The 15,425-nt window shown below is 68.7% G+C and carries 12 protein-coding genes and 1 tRNA gene; 11 read left to right on the top strand and 2 right to left on the bottom strand.

All coding sequences use genetic code 11. The annotated features are described in order from the left end of the window. Positions 1-432: a hypothetical protein gene (locus BJ959_RS05030; protein WP_153982645.1), complete on the bottom strand. Its 432-nt coding sequence runs from the start codon at positions 430-432 to the stop codon at positions 1-3. 38 nt (positions 433-470) lie between these two features. On the opposite strand from BJ959_RS05030, the gene BJ959_RS05025 reads away from it, so the two are divergent. Continuing rightward, the gene (locus BJ959_RS05025) at positions 471-866 is read left to right on the top strand and encodes a hypothetical protein (protein WP_047564919.1); all 396 of its coding nucleotides are present in this window, start codon (positions 471-473) and stop codon (positions 864-866) included. Here the strand turns inward: BJ959_RS05025 and BJ959_RS05020 are convergent. Next, a complete protein-coding gene (locus tag BJ959_RS05020) occupies positions 863-1,372 on the bottom strand; it encodes a MarR family winged helix-turn-helix transcriptional regulator (RefSeq protein WP_153982644.1) in 510 nt (169 codons plus the stop codon). The two genes, BJ959_RS05025 and BJ959_RS05020, sit on opposite strands and share 4 nt — an antisense overlap. Before the next feature lie 136 nt (positions 1,373-1,508). Here BJ959_RS05020 and BJ959_RS05015 point away from each other — a divergent pair. The 10 genes from BJ959_RS05015 (at position 1,509) to BJ959_RS04970 (ending at position 15,376) form a co-directional block, all read left to right on the top strand. Continuing rightward, positions 1,509-1,580 (top strand) — tRNA-Gln (locus BJ959_RS05015). A gap of 200 nt (positions 1,581-1,780) precedes the next feature. Next, positions 1,781-3,268: an L-serine ammonia-lyase gene (locus BJ959_RS05010; RefSeq protein ID WP_341800024.1), complete on the top strand. Its 1,488-nt coding sequence runs from the start codon at positions 1,781-1,783 to the stop codon at positions 3,266-3,268. Positions 3,269-3,347: 79 nt separating this feature from the next. After that, positions 3,348-4,817: a bifunctional UDP-N-acetylglucosamine diphosphorylase/glucosamine-1-phosphate N-acetyltransferase GlmU gene (gene glmU, locus BJ959_RS05005; RefSeq protein ID WP_153982642.1), complete on the top strand. Its 1,470-nt coding sequence runs from the start codon at positions 3,348-3,350 to the stop codon at positions 4,815-4,817. Between the two features lie 47 nt (positions 4,818-4,864). After that, a complete protein-coding gene (locus BJ959_RS05000; protein ID WP_153982641.1) occupies positions 4,865-5,842 on the top strand; it encodes a ribose-phosphate diphosphokinase in 978 nt (325 codons plus the stop codon). Positions 5,843-6,127: 285 nt separating this feature from the next. Beyond that, positions 6,128-6,640 (top strand): hypothetical protein, encoded by a 513-nt coding sequence (locus BJ959_RS04995; RefSeq protein ID WP_153982640.1) that lies wholly within the window; start codon positions 6,128-6,130, stop codon positions 6,638-6,640. Continuing rightward, complete coding sequence (pstC, locus tag BJ959_RS04990) at positions 6,637-7,641, top strand: phosphate ABC transporter permease subunit PstC (RefSeq protein WP_153982639.1); 1,005 nt, start codon at positions 6,637-6,639, stop codon at positions 7,639-7,641. The genes BJ959_RS04995 and pstC overlap by 4 nt, the downstream gene beginning before the upstream one ends. Positions 7,642-7,766: 125 nt before the next feature. After that, a complete protein-coding gene (gene pstA, locus BJ959_RS04985; protein WP_243739015.1) occupies positions 7,767-9,101 on the top strand; it encodes a phosphate ABC transporter permease PstA in 1,335 nt (444 codons plus the stop codon). After that, on the top strand, positions 9,098-10,756 hold the full coding sequence (pstS, locus tag BJ959_RS04980) for a phosphate ABC transporter substrate-binding protein PstS (protein WP_153982637.1): 1,659 nt from the start codon (positions 9,098-9,100) through the stop codon (positions 10,754-10,756). The genes pstA and pstS overlap by 4 nt, the downstream gene beginning before the upstream one ends. Continuing rightward, a complete protein-coding gene (locus BJ959_RS04975) occupies positions 10,753-13,185 on the top strand; it encodes a hypothetical protein (protein WP_153982636.1) in 2,433 nt (810 codons plus the stop codon). Before pstS ends, BJ959_RS04975 begins: the two co-directional genes overlap by 4 nt. 76 nt (positions 13,186-13,261) lie before the next feature. Next, on the top strand, positions 13,262-15,376 hold the full coding sequence (locus tag BJ959_RS04970; protein WP_153982635.1) for an Ig-like domain-containing protein: 2,115 nt from the start codon (positions 13,262-13,264) through the stop codon (positions 15,374-15,376). Positions 15,377-15,425 lie beyond the last annotated feature (49 nt).

Below are 15,425 nucleotides of genomic sequence, written 5' to 3'. Positions count from 1 at the left end.
CTACTTCGTCTGCCCCATGAGCAGATCGAGCCGGTACCCGTGCTTGGTCTGCACCACCGCGACCGGGATGCGCGGCTTGGCCCCGCGCCCGTCGAGCCGCCGCACGGCCTCGTCGTAGAGGCTCTCGAGCCCGCGCGGCACGAACCCGACCGGCCCGCTGACGCGACGGCCCGAGAAGATCCGCACCTCGATGGGCGCGTCGACGCGCTCCTGGTCGAGCGTGCGGGCGGGGGTCGCCGTGGTGAGCAGTTCGGGGTCTTCGCCGGCCAGGGCGGCGAGCTCGTCCTGGAACGGGTCGCTGTTGGCGAGCCGCATGGTGACCTTCGCGTTCTTCGGCACGAGCACGCCGACGTAGTCGTCGAACGAGCCGGAGCCGCGGTCGGTCTTCGGCAGGCTCTCGTCGACCGGGCTCGACTTCTTCCAGAACGCCATGCGCTCGATGCTAGTCGGGCCGACCCTACGATTGAGGGGTGAACCCGCTCGACGCCATCGCCATCGCGGCGGAGGTGTTCGCGTGGCTCACGCTGCCGATCGGCATCGTGCTGCTCTCGATCGGCCTCGCCCGTCGCGGCTGGTCGCGGCGGTACGTCGCCACGAAGGCGGTCGTCGCCGCGGCGGACGCGCACGAGGTCACGCTGCGCTGGTTCGGCGATGGGGGAGCGGTGCACGAGATGCGGGCCGAGCCCAGCGCGCAGGCCGCGACCGTGGGAGACGCCCGAACGGTGTGGGTGCATCCCAGCCGGCCGGATGAAGCGCGCGTCGACGACCCGTCGCACGACGGGCGCATCCTCACCACCCTCGGGTGGATCCTCAGCGGCACCGGCGTTGTCGCCGTCGTGCTGTCGACGCTGCTGCCCCTGCTCTAGAGCTCGGCGGCCTCGTCGTCGAAGTCGGCGCTCAGCGTGCGCAGCAGCCCAGCCAGGCGCTCCTGGTCGGCGCGGCTCAGGCGCTGCAGCAGCGCGGCCTCGCCGACCATGAGCTGGTCGATGGCGCGGTCGACGCGGCGACGGCCCTCGTCGGTCATCCGCACGCGGATGCTGCGGCCATCGTTCGGGTCGGTTCGCCGCTCGACGAGGCCGCGGGTCGCGAGCCGGTCGATGCGATTGGTCATGGTGCCGCTCGACACGAGCGTCTGCTGCAGCAGGGCCTTCGGGCTCAGCTCGTACGGGTCGCCCGCGCGGCGCAGGGCGGAGAGCACGTCGAACTCCCACGACTCGAGCTCGCTCGCGGCGAAGGCCTGCTTGCGCGCCAGGTCGAGGTGCCGCGCCAGCCTGCTCACCCGCGACAGCACCTGCAGCGGCTCGACGTCGAGCTCGGGCCGCTCGCGGCGCCACGCCTCGACGATGCGGTCGACTTCGTCGCGGGCGGTCATCTGCCCATTATCCCGCCCTGGGTGCCGCGGGCCGTCCCGGCCCTCCTCCGCCCCGCCGCTGCGCCGGATGCCCGCCCGCCGCTCGGGAGCACCCGGGCCCGCTCTGGCAGACTGGCAGGGCGTGCCCGGCACGCGGTCCGCTTTGGTGTAACGGCAGCACGACGGCCTTTGGAGCCGTGAGGTCCAGGTTCGAATCCTGGAGGCGGAGCGGCGCAGTGCTCACCGTCTTCGCGAGAGTCGCACTTTCTGTCGTCTGGCGTGGAAGCTTTCGCCACTCCTGACAGAAACGGCGCCACTCGCAGCGCCATCGTCGCGCGCCAACGCGCACGCACGCGGGTCGTGCGGCCGCGAACGACCTGCGCCACAATGGTCGTAGCGGTGCACCGTCGCCCGCGCCAAGGAGGCAGTGTGAGCATCCCGATCGCCGTCGCCACCCCTCTCGCCGAGCGCGCGTTCATCTCGGCCCTCGACCTGTTCAAGGTCGGCATCGGGCCGTCGAGCTCGCACACCGTCGGGCCGCTGCGAGCCGCCCGCGCCTTCGTCGACGGGCTCGACCGCGATGGCCTGCTCGAGCGGGTCGCGAGCGTCGAGTGCATCCTGTTCGGCTCGCTCGGCTCGACCGGGGTCGGCCACGGCACGCCGGGCGCCGTGCTGGCGGGCCTCGCCGGTTACGCGGTCGAGACGGTCACGCGCGATGACGTCGAGCGGGTCACCGCCGAGGCCGAATCCGGGATGCTCCGCCTCGCCGGCCGCCACCCCATCACGCTGCGCACCGCACCCTCGTCGCCGCTCGGGCAGGTGCGCGCCACCGGCACCGTCATCCCCGCCCCGGCGGGTGCGGGCGACACCGTCGACTCGTGGCTGATCTTCGCCCCGCGCGAGGTCAAGCCGCGCCACCCCAACGCCCTCACCCTCTCGGCCCGTGACGCCGCGGGCGCGCTGCTCGCCGAGTCGACGTACTACTCGGTCGGCGGCGGCTTCGTCGAGCGCGAGGGCGACGATGACGGCCCGGGGGCTGGCAGCACGCCCGTGCCGTACCCCTTCGACACCGCCGTCGAGCTGCTGCGGTTGTGCCGCGCGAACGCCCTCAGCATCGCCGAGCTCGCGCGCGCCAACGAGGCCGCCGTGCGCGGCGAGGCCGCGACGAGCGACGCGTTCGCCGCGATCGCGCAGGCGATGGACGACTGCATCGACGCCGGGCTCAGCGCCACGGGCACCCTGCCGGGCGGCCTCAACGTTCCGCGCCGCGCCGCGGGCATGGCCGAGCGGCTGCGCGGTCTCGACGCGGCGGGCGAGCGCGACTGCTCGCTCGAGTGGCTGCAGGCCTACGCCATCGCGGTCAACGAGGAGAACGCGGCGGGCGGCCGCGTCGTCACCGCGCCGACGAACGGGGCCGCGGGCATCATCCCCGCGGTGCTGCGGCACGCCCTCGACGTCATCCCCGTGCCCGACCGGGCGCGGGCGCGCGAGGAGTTCCTGCTGGTCGCCGCTGCGATCGGCAGCCTCATCAAGGCCAACGCGAGCATCTCGGGCGCCGAGGCGGGGTGCCAGGGCGAGGTTGGTTCGGCCGCCTCGATGGCAGCCGCCGGCTTCGCCCACCTGCTCGGCGCAAGCAACGAGCAGATCGAGAACGCCGCCGAGATCGCCATGGAGCACTCGCTCGGACTCACCTGCGACCCCGTCGCCGGGCTCGTGCAGCTGCCCTGCATCGAGCGCAACGCGATCGGCGCGGGCAAGGCCGTCGCTGCCGCGCGCCTGGCGATGCACGGCGACGGCACGCACCTCATCAGCTTCGACACCGTGGTCGAGACCATGCGGCAGACCGGTGACGACATGTCGCGCAAGTACAAGGAGACCAGCGAGGGCGGCCTCGCCGTCAACGTGGTGGAGTGCTGAGGCGCCCGACGGCGTGTGGCGGTGAACCCCGGCGGACGGGCGACCCGCGGCGAGCATCCGCCCCTGCCACAATGGGGGCATGACCGACTCGCGCCTCGCCGTCGTCGTGCTCGCCGCTGGGCAGGGCACGCGCATGAAGTCGCAGACGCCGAAGGTGCTGCACCGGCTCGCGGGCGTTCCGCTGATCGGGCACGTGCTCGCCACGGCGCGAGCCCTCGACCCGGCGCACGTCGTCGCCGTCGTGCGGCACGAGCGCGACGTGGTCGCCGCGGCGATCGCCGAGCTGGATGCGCACGCGATCATCGCCGATCAAGACGAGATCCCCGGCACGGGACGGGCGGTCGAGGCGGCGCTCGCCGCGCTGCCCGCCGACTTCGACGGCGATGTACTCGTCGTCTCGGGCGACGTGCCGCTGCTCGACGCCGACACTCTCGCCGGCCTGCTCGCCGAGCACCGCGCTCGCACTGCGGCCGCGACGGTGCTCAGCGCTGAGCTCGACGACGCGACCGGGTACGGCCGCATCGTGCGCGGCAGCGACGGCGGTCTCGACCGCATCGTCGAGCAGAAGGACGCCTCCGACGACGAGCGCGCCCTCACCGAGGTCAACTCGGGCACCTACGTCTTCAGCCTCGCCCCACTGCGGCAGAAGCTCGCCCTCGTCTCCACCGACAACGCGGCGCAGGAGAAGTACCTCACCGACGTCATCGGCCTGCTGCGCGGCGACGGCCACGCGGTCGCGGCCCTGCCCGCCGGCCAGAGCTGGATCGTCGCCGGGGTCAACGATCGCGTGCAGCTCGCCGATGCGGCGCTGCGTCTCAACGCGATGATCGTCCGCGGATGGCAGCTCGCCGGCGTGACCATCAGCGACCCGGGCAGCGTCTGGATCGACCGCACCGTCACCCTCGAGGCCGACTCCGAGGTGCTGCCCGGCACGCAGCTGAAGGGCGCCACCACGGTCGCGACCGGCGCCGTCGTCGGCCCCGACACGACGCTCGTCGACACCGAGGTCGGCGCGGGTGCGCGCGTGAGCCGCACCGACGCGACGCTCGCGGTGATCGGGGCGGGAGCATCCGTCGGGCCCTTCGCCTACCTGCGCCCCGGCACCGTCATCGGCGACAAGGGCAAGGTCGGCACCTTCGTCGAGACGAAGAACACGACCCTCGGGGCGGGCGCGAAGGTGCCGCACCTGTCGTATATCGGCGACACGACGGTCGGTGAGGGCAGCAACATCGGAGCGGGCACCATCACCGCCAACTACGACGGGGTCAACAAGCACCGCACCGAAGTCGGAGCACACACCCGAACGGGGTCTCACAACGTCTTCGTCGCCCCCGTTACGATTGGCGACGGAGCGTACACGGGAGCCGGAACGGTCGTCCGCAAGGATGTGCCCCCCGGTGCCCTGGCGGTGAACGTCGCCCCGCAGCGGAACGTCGAACGCTGGGTGGCAGCCAACCGTCCGGGCACGGCGGCGGCGGAGGCGGCTGCGGCCGCATCCGACCCGGTACCGGATGGCGGCGCCGCCGGCGCCGCTCCCGACCCGCAGTAACGCGACCAGCACACGATCGTCGCCTCGGCGGCAGAAGGCGGGACCTCATGGCCAGCATCAAGATCACCGGCCAGAAGCGCCTCGTCATCGTGACCGGTCGGGCGCATCCCGCCCTCGCGGAGCAGGTCGCGGCCGAGCTCGAGACCGAGATCGTTCCCACCGATACCCGCACCTTCGCCAACGGCGAGATCTACGCCCGGTACGAGGAGAGCGTGCGCGGCTGCGATGCCTTCGTGCTGCAGTCGCACGCGGCGCCGATCAACGAGGCGCTCATGGAGCAGCTGATCATGGTCGATGCCCTCAAGCGTGCCTCGGCCAAGCGCATCACCGTCGTGGCACCCTTCTACCCCTACGCCCGCCAGGACAAGAAGGGGCGCGGCCGCGAGCCCATCTCGGCCCGCCTCGTCGCCGACCTGTACAAGGCGGCGGGCGCCGACCGCATCATGAGCGTCGACCTGCACGCCGCGCAGATCCAGGGATTCTTCGACGGACCGGTCGACCACCTGTTCGCCATGCCCGTGCTGCTCGAGCACTTCCGCGCCCAGCTCGACCCCGCGACCCTCACCGTCGTGTCGCCCGACATGGGCCGCGTGCGCGTCGCCGACATCTGGAGCGACAAGCTCGGTGCGCCGCTCGCCATCATCCACAAGCGCCGCGATCCGATGGTGCACAACCAGGTCTCCGTGCACGAGATCGTCGGCGAGGTCGAGGGCCGCGTCTGCCTGCTCGTCGACGACATGATCGACACCGGCCGCACGATCGTGAAAGCCGCCGAAGCGCTCAAGAAGAACGGCGCGATCGGCGTCGTCGTCGCCGCCACCCACGCCGTGTTCAGCGACCCGGCCTTCGAGATCCTGCAGAGCGAGGCGGTCGACCAGGTCGTCGTGACCGACACCCTGCCGGTGCCGGAGGACAAGCGCTGGGACCGCCTCACCGTGCTGCCGATCGCCCCGCTCATCGCGCGGGCGATCCACGAGGTCTTCGACGACGGCTCGGTGACCAGCATGTTTGATGGCGCTGCCTAAGGACAGCGCCCCGTTCGGACGTGCTGCGTAGCGGAGCGCACTCTCCGCCTGTTTCCCACCGGAACTGCTCACTGAGCGCGCACTGGCGGCCTCACTGCGTCGCTGTCGCGCCGGTACCCGGATAATTCCTCGGATATTGAGCGCTTGTTCACCATGCGTTCAGGTGATGCATCGTGCTTGGTCACGTGTGAGCGCACGGTGGGCAATGTTCTCGTTGCTTGATGGTTCTGTCGGCGGGGGACCAGGAGAAAACGAAGGGCGTCCATGTCGCGAGAAGACCGCATCATGTTCGTCGTCGTGCCCGCTGGCGGGCGTCAACACGTGTCGTGGATCGAGCACTCCGTCTCTGTTGTGGGGCACTCCGTACTCGGTGCTCCTCATTCCGGCAACGTCGTCGGCTGGCAGCTCGTCACGTCCAACGGCCGGTCGATCTGCCGGTCCGTCGCATTTCAGGCTGACTTCGATGGTGCACTCCGGGCGCTGGACGATCTTCGGGTGTCGATCGCTGAGCTCGACGTATCCGCGACGATACGGCCGTCTGATCACCTCTATGGGTGGTGGGCGCGGCTCGACGGTCGGCCGGCAATCGTGGGCGCTCGGTGGTACTCCTCGATCCGAGACAACCGCGCCGCCATCGAGGTGGCGCTCCGCTCTCTCGTGTCCGCCCGACTGGAGACGGGCAAGGCGGCTCTCGGTGAGACGGGTCATCACAACGAACAATCTCGTTCTCAGTCAGTTCCCGTTCATGTCGATGCCGCCGTGGATTCATCGCTGCCCCCAACTCTCGGAGCATCATGACCGCGGCACCGGGAAACGTCGAACTGGCGGACGATCGACCGATCGCCCTGACGGTTCATCGTGCGCGCCCTGACCGCATTTTTCGGCGTCTCGCCTTCGCAGGCGGCGTTTCGGTGCTCGCGATCATGCTGCTGGTTGGCATCTTCTTGGCGATTCGTGCGTCTGACGCGCTGTCCGTCGCCGGGTGGAGCTTTTTCACCGAGCAGGCCTGGGAGCCGGACACGGGCCGTTTCGGCATCGTCGCCATCATCGTCGGCACGATCCTGATCGCTCTCGTCGCGATCATCGTCGCGGTGCCGCTTGCCTCTGCTTGCGCGCTCTACATCACGCAGTTCGCTCCGCAGCGCATTCGGGGGACCCTGATCTCGTTGGTCGACCTCATGGCGGCGATCCCGAGCATCGTCTTTGGGCTGTGGGGCTTCTTCTGGCTGCAGGGTGAAGTAGTTCCGGTCGCCAAGTGGATCTCGCAGAATCTCGGCTTCATTCCGATCTTCGCCGTCCGCGGTGCTGACCCGAACGACCCCCTCGCCCCGACGACCGTCTTCACGTCCTCGACCTTCATCGCCGGTCTCGTGGTCGCGATGATGGTGACCCCCATCATCACCTCGATCATGCGCGAGGTTTTCGATCAGGCACCGATCGGCGAGCGTGAGGGTGCGCTGGCGCTCGGCGCGACGCGGTGGTCGATGATCACGTCGGTGATCCTGCCGTTCGGTCGCGCCGGGATGATCGGCGGAAGCATGCTGGGGCTCGGGCGTGCTCTCGGGGAGACGATCGCTGTGTACATCATCATCTCCCCCGTCTTCGAGATCCAGCCGCGCATCCTCGAGAACGGGGCTATGTCGGTCTCGTCCCTGATTGCTCTTCGCTACGGCGAGGCGACACAGTTCGGGATGTCCGCTCTCATGGCCGCGGGCCTCTCCCTGTTCCTGATGACTCTCGCCGTCAACTTCGCCGCATCGTTCATCGTCGCCCGCTCGCGATCGGGGGCGAGCAGCTGATGACCACGACACTCGAACGCCCGGCGGCGCCGGCGGCCGTGCCAGCCCCGGTCGAGGTGGCAGCAGTCCCCTCCGTGATTCGGGCGGAGGTACGCCGGCAACTCGGTGGCGCGCGACTCGGAGAGTTGTTCTCTCTCGTCGGCGCGGTCACCGCCTCCCTTGCGACGACCTGGCTTCTCTCCAGTCAGCTGCTTCCGATCACCGGTGTCCTGCCCGTGCTCCTCGTCGCGTACGTGCTGTTCCTCGTCTACTACGCGTTGCTGCTGTCATTCACCGAGCCAGCAATGATCGTGAAAGACGCGGTGGCCACGGCGGTCATTCAGACCTTCGCCCTCGTCGTCGTCGGCACGCTGCTGTTTATCGTCGGGTTCACGATCATTCGGGGTGCCGAGGCGCTGCGGTTCCCGAACTTCTTCGTACAGGACATGTCGCTGGCCGGGCCTCTCGATCCGCTGAGCCAGGGCGGCATCCTCCACGCCATCGTGGGCTCCCTCATCCAGATTACGATCGCGCTCGCCATCACGATTCCGCTCGGTATCCTCACTGCCCTCTACATGAACGAGATGCCCGGGCGCTTCGCCAGTTTCGTCCGCACCGTCGTCGAGGCGATGTCGGCGCTTCCCTCGATCGTCGCCGGCCTCTTCATCTATGCCACCGTGATCCTCATTCTCGGGCTCGAGAAGTCGGGCCTGGCTGCGGCCTTCGCCATCAGCGTGATGATGCTGCCGATCATGATCCGATCGTCGGACGTCGTGATCCGCATGGTGCCCGCGACCCTGAAAGAGGGAGCGATCGGTCTGGGTTCCGGCCAGTGGCGGACGGTGTGGCACGTCATCCTTCCGACAGCTCGGTCGGGGCTCACGACCGCGATCATCCTCGCGACCGCGCGCGGCATCGGTGAGACCTCCCCGGTTCTTCTCACGTCCGGTTTCACCGCCGCTCTGAACCTCAACCCCACCAGCGGCCCCATGATCTCCTTGCCGCTCGCGGTTTTCCAGTTCGTGAAGTCGCCCGAACCCACCATGATCGCCCGCGGGTTCGGTGCGGCTGCTGTTCTGATGGTGCTGGTGCTCGTTTTGTTTGCCGTCGCCCGCTGGCTCGGCGGTCGCACGATCGAGAAGCGCGAGCGTGCTCGACTTGCCCGCATCCGCCGGCGTCAATGGTGGGCCGCCGTGCTCGCCCCGTTTGGTCGTCTGCTGGCCCCTGTGGGTCGTCGTCTCGCCGCGGCAGGAAGAGCAGTGGGTGCCACATTCCGCCGAGCCGAGCCGCCACGGCGCGACAGCCTCATCCTCCGCGGGGTTGACATCGTCCGCGTTGCGCTCGTTCGGCTGAGCAGAACCCTCCGGGAATGGGTGCGACGCACATGGGTGGATGCCTCCAGCCGTGCATCCGAGCCCGACGCTCCACCTGCCCCTGCCGTCGCTACCGACGCTCCGCGTCCTGAAGGAGACAAGTCATGAAGCGCTGGAAAGCGAGTCTCGTTCTGACGCTGGTCGCCGCTGCCGTGCTCGCTGTCGGCTCCTCGCCGGTCGTTGCGTCGACCCCGGACGACACCAGAGCTACCTCGACCTCCAGCTCGTCAACCTCGTACGTTCCCATCAGCGGGGCCGGGTCGTCGTGGAGCGCCAACGCCATCGATCAGTGGCGTCGCAACGTGCAGCAGTTCGGCATGCGGGTGAACTACGCAAGTACGGGTTCCTCGGACGGCCGCAATCAATTCCGCACCGGCACGGTCGACTTCGCCTCGTCGGAGATCCCCTACGGACTGAGCGATTCCGGTGTCGTCGACACCCCCCCGAGTCGGAAGTTCGCCTACATGCCGATCGTCGCGGGCGGCACCTCGCTGATGTACAACCTCACGGTCGGGTCGCAGCGCATCACCAATCTGCGCCTCTCAGGAGAGACGGTCGCGCGGATCTTCACCGGCGACATCACCAGCTGGGACGACGCCGCGATCAAGGCCGACAACCCCGGGATCACGCTGCCGGCCCGCCGCATCGTTCCCGTCGTGCGGTCTGACGGCTCCGGGACTACCGCGCAGCTCACCGCATGGATGGCTTCCGAGCACCCGCGCATCTGGGATGCTTACTGTGCACGGGCGGGCCGTCCGACTCCCTGCGGTCAGACCTCGAATTTCCCGGTCATCTCCGGCACGGGTTTTGTGGGGCAGCCCGGATCGCAGGGCGTGTCGGGCTACGTTGCCCAGCGCGCGAACGTCGGAACCATCACCTACGTCGAGTACTCGTACGCGATCAAGACCGGTTACCCGGTCGCCAAGCTGCTCAACAAGGCGGGCTACTACGTCGAGCCCACCGCGTCGAATGTCGCGGTGTCACTCCTCGGCGCGCGGATCAACAACGACCCGTCCTCACAGGCCTACCTGACGCAGATCCTCACGGGCGTCTACCGCAACGCCGATCCGCGCACCTACCCGCTCTCGTCGTACTCGTACCTCATCGTGCCGACTGCCGTCGAGGGCAACTTCACGACCGCCAAGGGGTCGACTCTCGGCGCGTTCGCGTACTACTTCCTGTGCGAGGGGCAACGGCAGGCCGAGACTCTCGGCTACTCGCCGCTGCCGATCAACCTCGTCAAAGCGGGCCTCGAGCAGGTGCGCAAGATTCCGGGGGTCCAGGCCCAGTCGATCGACATCCGGAGCTGCAAGAACCCGACCTTCTCCTCCGATGGCACGAACACCCTCGCGAAGAACGCACCAATGCCGCCGGAGTGCGATCGCCGAGGGTCGACCGTGCAATGCTCCGACGGAACGGGCGGAGCGGCGGAGCAGCCGACGCAGCCCGGTCCTGGGGCCAGCGATGGCGGCGCGACCGACGGCTCCGGAACGGGCACGGACACGGGTGTCGACGGCTTGCCGGTCGACGGCGGAGGCATCGGAGGCGACGGGGGAGCGACCGGTGGTGGCCCGGCCATCTGCGAGATCGATACCGGAGCGTGTCAGACGGTCGCGGCGATCCCTGTCGAGATTGAGCGGGTCGACGCGGGATGGACCCGTGAGAGCACCTACATGGCACTCGCTCTCATCGCGGTGCTGTTGACAGCGCTCGCCCCGCCGGCACTCGCGCGCTGGGTGCGCGCCACTCGGAGCGGTTCGTGAGCGCCGCGCGTGCGCTCCGCTCGACGGGTCGCTTCCTGATGGTTGGGGGCATTGTCGCCAGCCTGGTCGGCGGGTGGGGCCTCAGCCTTCCGTCAGCGTCGGCCACGACCGACGACTCCTCGGTCACCGTCCGATGGGCCGACGCGCACCCGGGCGCCACGACGCCAGGGGCGGCAGCGCTGGAGAACCTCGCGGTCACCGTCAGCCAGACCCGTGACCTGACCAGCCAGGGTGTGCGGATTAGCTGGACAGGCGGCACGCCCACATCGCTCGGCGAGTTCGCGACCAATTACCTGCAGATCATGCAGTGCTGGGGTGATGACGTCGCCGGCCCCCGCCCCGACCAGTGTCAGTGGGGTGCAACCAGCCCGTCCATCGCGACCCTTCTGGGACTGCGCGCGGGAAGCCGCGATCTGGTGAGGAACGAGGACCCGGCGCAGGTCTACAACGCCGCTGTGCGCATTCCGCCGCCGCCGGATAACCCCTTCCAGAACGCCTTCCGAGTTCCCTTCCAGCCCGTCGAGGGTGCATCGACCTTCACACCGGCGGACTACTTCGATGCCAACACCTCCAACGAGATTTCCGCGGTGCGCACGGGTGCCGACGGCTCGGGCTCGATCGTTTTCGAGGTGCAGACCGCTCTGGAGGCTCCGCACCTGGGCTGTGGGGCGGCAACCGCGAGCGGCCCCCGCGGATGCTGGCTCGTCGTCGTCCCGCGCGGCGCGGTCAACCTCGACGGGCGCGACGCCGCGACGGCGACGGCCGCAGGTCGTGTGACGGGCAGCCCGCTTTCCGCCACCGCCTGGGCGCAGCGCATTGCCATTCCGCTCACATTCCAGTCGCTCGCCGTCTCCTGCCCGATTGGGCAGGACGAGGAGCGGGTCGCGGGCGCAGAGACCATCGCTGCTGCCATTGTGCGCTGGCAGCCGGTGCTGTGCGGCAAGGGTGTGACTCTCGGCTTCACGCAGGTCGGTGATGGAGAGGCGCGCCGGCTCATTGTGAGTGGGCGAGAAGGCGATTCAAAGCTCGCTTTCGTCACGCGACCGCTCAACGAGGAGGAGCGAGCCGACCAGGTCATCCGGTATGCGCCAGCCGCTCAGAGCGCTCTCGTCGTGGCCTACAACATCGATTACGCAGTGAACTCAGAGTCGCCTTTGGCCAGCCGCAACGGCACGCCCGTCAACGATCTGGTGCTCAACGCCCGTCTCGTCGCCAAGCTGCTGACGCAGTCATATCGCAACGACACTCCCGATGGTGGGGTGCTGGGTGGCATCACGAGCAATCCCGTGTCGATCGTGAAAGACCCGGAGTTCCTGCGTCTCAACCCCGACTTCCGTGATTTCGGTATCAATGCCTTCCCCCCGGGCATGCTCGTGACGCTCGGCGGTAGCGATGCCAACGCCCTGGTGTGGGAGTGGTTGCAGTCCGATCAATCCGCGCGCGGGTTCCTCGCCGGAATCCCCGACGAGAGCGGGATGACGATCAACCGGGCGTACCTGGCCCTCGAGCTGGCGACCACCCCGACGGATTCGTTTCCCAAGGCCGACCTGTCGACTCTCCAGCAAGACGGCGCGCCGCCGCCGGGGTTCGGGACGCTGGACATGCGCCCGTACATGAACGACTACGCAGAGGCGGCCCTGCGCGCCCTCCGCGGTGACGCGAACGCTCGCATCGTGTGGGACCCGACCCGGCTCCCACCGTCGTACGTGACGACCGGGGCGCAGCGACCCGGTGCCCGCTTCATGATCGCGCTCGTCGACGCGCCGAGCGCCGTGCGCTACGGGCTCAAGACCGCGCGCTTGGTCAACGCCGCCGGACAGCCGATCGCGCCAACCGCGGATGCCATTACAGCGATGCTCGCTGCTTCCCCCACAGACGAAACCACGGGGACCCGGTCTGTTGACCCGGGCCTTGTCACGGCCGGGGTCTATCCCTTGGCTTACCCGGTCTATGCCGCTGTGAACGTCTGCGATCTCGACGCAGAGACCCGGAGCAGCTACAGCACGGTTCTCAGCTACGCGACGACCGCCGGGCAGTCGCCCGGGAGTGCCGCCGGCGAGCTCCCCGCGGGGTTCGTGCCTCTCGCCGAGGCTGACCGCACGGCCGCGGCAGCCGTCATCGCGGGCTTGGGGTCTGCCTCCAAGGAATGCCCCACGGAGGAGGCCATGATCGAGGTCGTCGTCGACGAACCTGACGTCGAGTTCCCCGTTGATGATCTGCCTCCCGTCGATACCGAGGTGGCGCCGCCCTCCTTCCCCGAGATTGACAGCACCCGCGCTCTCTCGCCGGTGCCCGCTGGCATCGGCCCTGTCGGTTTCGGAGCCGTCCTGGCCGTCGGCGTGCCGAGCATGCTCGCCGGAGCCCTGCTCAATCGCCGCGCACGCCGCTTGATCGAGAGCGAGGAGGACTTCTTTCAGCCCGCCGCATAGTCCATTCACGTCTCCCCTGAACTCTTCACAATCCACGCCCCTGAGACGGGGCGCTTCATCGAAAGACGAGAAAACAATGCAGAACAGTCTTTTCGCCCGAGGGCTCGCACTGACGAGCATCGGCGCGATCCTCGTGGGTGCCGCCGTTGCGGCCCCGGCGGTAGCTGATCCCGCTGCTGACCAGTACGGCCAGCTCCGGATCTTCGGATCGGACACGACACAGGACGTCATGCAGGGGCTCGCCAACGCCGTGAACACGGCCGCGGATGAGAACCTGCTGGCCAACTACCTCGCGGTCGGCTCGTTGACCGTTCAGATTGACGCTGGTGGCACGATGGCGCCGCGCGCCAATGGCTCCAGCGCGGGTCGTGACTTCCTTCGGGTTGCCATCGGCCAGACAGCGACCGCGAACGTCGCGCGTCCCGGCGGTGCTGGCAACACGATCGCTGTGGGCTCCGACGCCATCGGCAAGATCGATGTCGCGCGCAGCTCGAGCGGTCCGGGCGCGAACGCGGCAGCTAACGGCGTCCTCGCTTACGTGCCGTTCGCCAAGGATGCCCTCACGATGGCGGTCAAGGACGGCAGCCCCCTTGCTGTCGTACCGTGGTACATCGGCAAGGGTGAGGACACCACATCCAAGCCCAATCTCGCCGCGGTCTACAAGGGCTCGGTCAAGTACGCGTACGTCGCCGGCTCCGTCGGCTCTTACACCTACGTCGGTGTTGGTCCGGATGCAACACTCCCGGTGGATGCCCCCGAGGGGACCGTCGCTTACCAGCTGCGCCCCGTCCTCCCTCAGGCCGGTTCGGGCACGCGTTCCTACTTCATCGTCGATGTGCTGGGCCTCGCGGACAACAACACCAGCATCCCGGCGGAGATCCGCAGCGCGTCGATTGTGATCGACGGTACGACCTACTCGGTGCAGGAGCACGACGGAACGGTCATGGGCCTCGACCAGACGGTCATCGGTCCGTTCTCGATCGGGCAGTACGTCGCATTCGCCAACAATGCGCCGGGTGTGACCGACCGCCGCAACGGCGCTGTCCTCCTGCCGCTCAAGGCGACGGAGGGAGCGACGGCCGCCGAGCCCTACGTGACTGTCGGTGACGGCCCGCTCGTCAAGGCGAACCCTGCTTTCACGGCCGCGACCCGCAATGTGTTCAACATCGTGCCGTCGCGACTGCTCGATGACCCCAGCACGCTCATCCACGAGGTCTTCTACGGTTCGACGTCGCTGCTCTGCGAGCAGACGGCGACGATCGAGCTCTACGGCTTCCTTCCGATCGGCTCTGAGTGTGGTGACGACAGCATCCGTGCGTACGCTCCCACCGCCGACAACACGAGCACCGTCACGTGGACCCCGCCGACCGCGATCGAGGTCGGTGCGTCCACTTCGGTTGAGGTCGTCGTCGACTCGAAGGTGCACCGTCAGGGTGGCACGGTCCGCATCCTGAACGGTGACACCGTCGTCGGGCAGGCCGCGGTCGCGCCGCACGTCGCGACGGCCACGGCCACTGTCCAGGTGCCGGTGACTGTCACGACGGATGCCACGAGTGCCTCGCTTCGCGCCGTCTTCATCCCGACCCTGCCCGGCATTGTCGGTTCGCAGACCGCCGTGGCGTCGGTGCCGGTTTCGGCCCCGACCGCGTCATTCGTCTCGACCAAGTCGACCGCCACCATCGGCGGCGTGATGACGGTCGTTGGATGGGTCACGGGCGCGGAGGGCGGCACCGTGGAGCTCTGGGACGGTGCTACGCGCCTGCAGGCCTACACCCTGGACGAAGGCGAGAACGGGTTCGGCTTCCGCGTCACGGCAGCCAAGCTCAGCTACGCGTTCCAGGTGCGGTACGTACCGCCGACGGGGAGCAACCTGGCGCCGAGCAGCTCGGTCGAGCGCCCGGTTACGGTGGCCAAGGCCACGCCGACCATCAAGGCATCTGCGGCGACGGTCAGCGCGGGTACCCGAGGCAAAGTCAAGGTCACGGTTGCCGCTATCAATGGTGTGACCCCCACCGGTCGGGTTGAGGTCTACCGCGGCAGCACGCGGGTCGGCTCAGGAACCCTCTCGCGAGGGGCCGTGACCATCACGCTCTCGTCGATTCCGCGCGGCACCCACACCCTGTCGGTCCGCTACCTGGGTGACACGAAGTTCAATGCGGTGCGCACCACCGCACGTTTCGTCGTCCGGTAAGGATCACCCTTTCCTCGCGGGTGCCATCCCCAGATCGTTGGGATGGCAC

Source organism: Microcella frigidaquae (assembly GCF_014200395.1).
In the GTDB taxonomy this organism is placed as follows: Bacteria; Actinomycetota; Actinomycetes; order Actinomycetales; family Microbacteriaceae; genus Microcella; species Microcella frigidaquae.
This window is presented reverse-complemented; position numbering and strand designations above follow the sequence as displayed.

Bases quoted from the DNA above. Each gene is read 5' to 3' on its own strand.
- BJ959_RS05020 (WP_153982644.1), bottom strand. From the start codon at position 1,372: ATGACCGCCCGCGACGAAGTCGACCGCATCGTCGAGGCGTGGCGCCGC.
- pstS (WP_153982637.1), top strand. From the start codon at position 9,098: ATGAAGCGCTGGAAAGCGAGTCTCGTTCTGACGCTGGTCGCCGCTGCC.
- BJ959_RS04970 (WP_153982635.1), top strand. From the start codon at position 13,262: ATGCAGAACAGTCTTTTCGCCCGAGGGCTCGCACTGACGAGCATCGGC.
- BJ959_RS05030 (WP_153982645.1), bottom strand. From the start codon at position 432: ATGGCGTTCTGGAAGAAGTCGAGCCCGGTCGACGAGAGCCTGCCGAAG.
- BJ959_RS05000 (WP_153982641.1), top strand. From the start codon at position 4,865: ATGGCCAGCATCAAGATCACCGGCCAGAAGCGCCTCGTCATCGTGACC.
- pstC (WP_153982639.1), top strand. From the start codon at position 6,637: ATGACCGCGGCACCGGGAAACGTCGAACTGGCGGACGATCGACCGATC.
- glmU (WP_153982642.1), top strand. From the start codon at position 3,348: ATGACCGACTCGCGCCTCGCCGTCGTCGTGCTCGCCGCTGGGCAGGGC.
- BJ959_RS04995 (WP_153982640.1), top strand. From the start codon at position 6,128: ATGTTCGTCGTCGTGCCCGCTGGCGGGCGTCAACACGTGTCGTGGATC.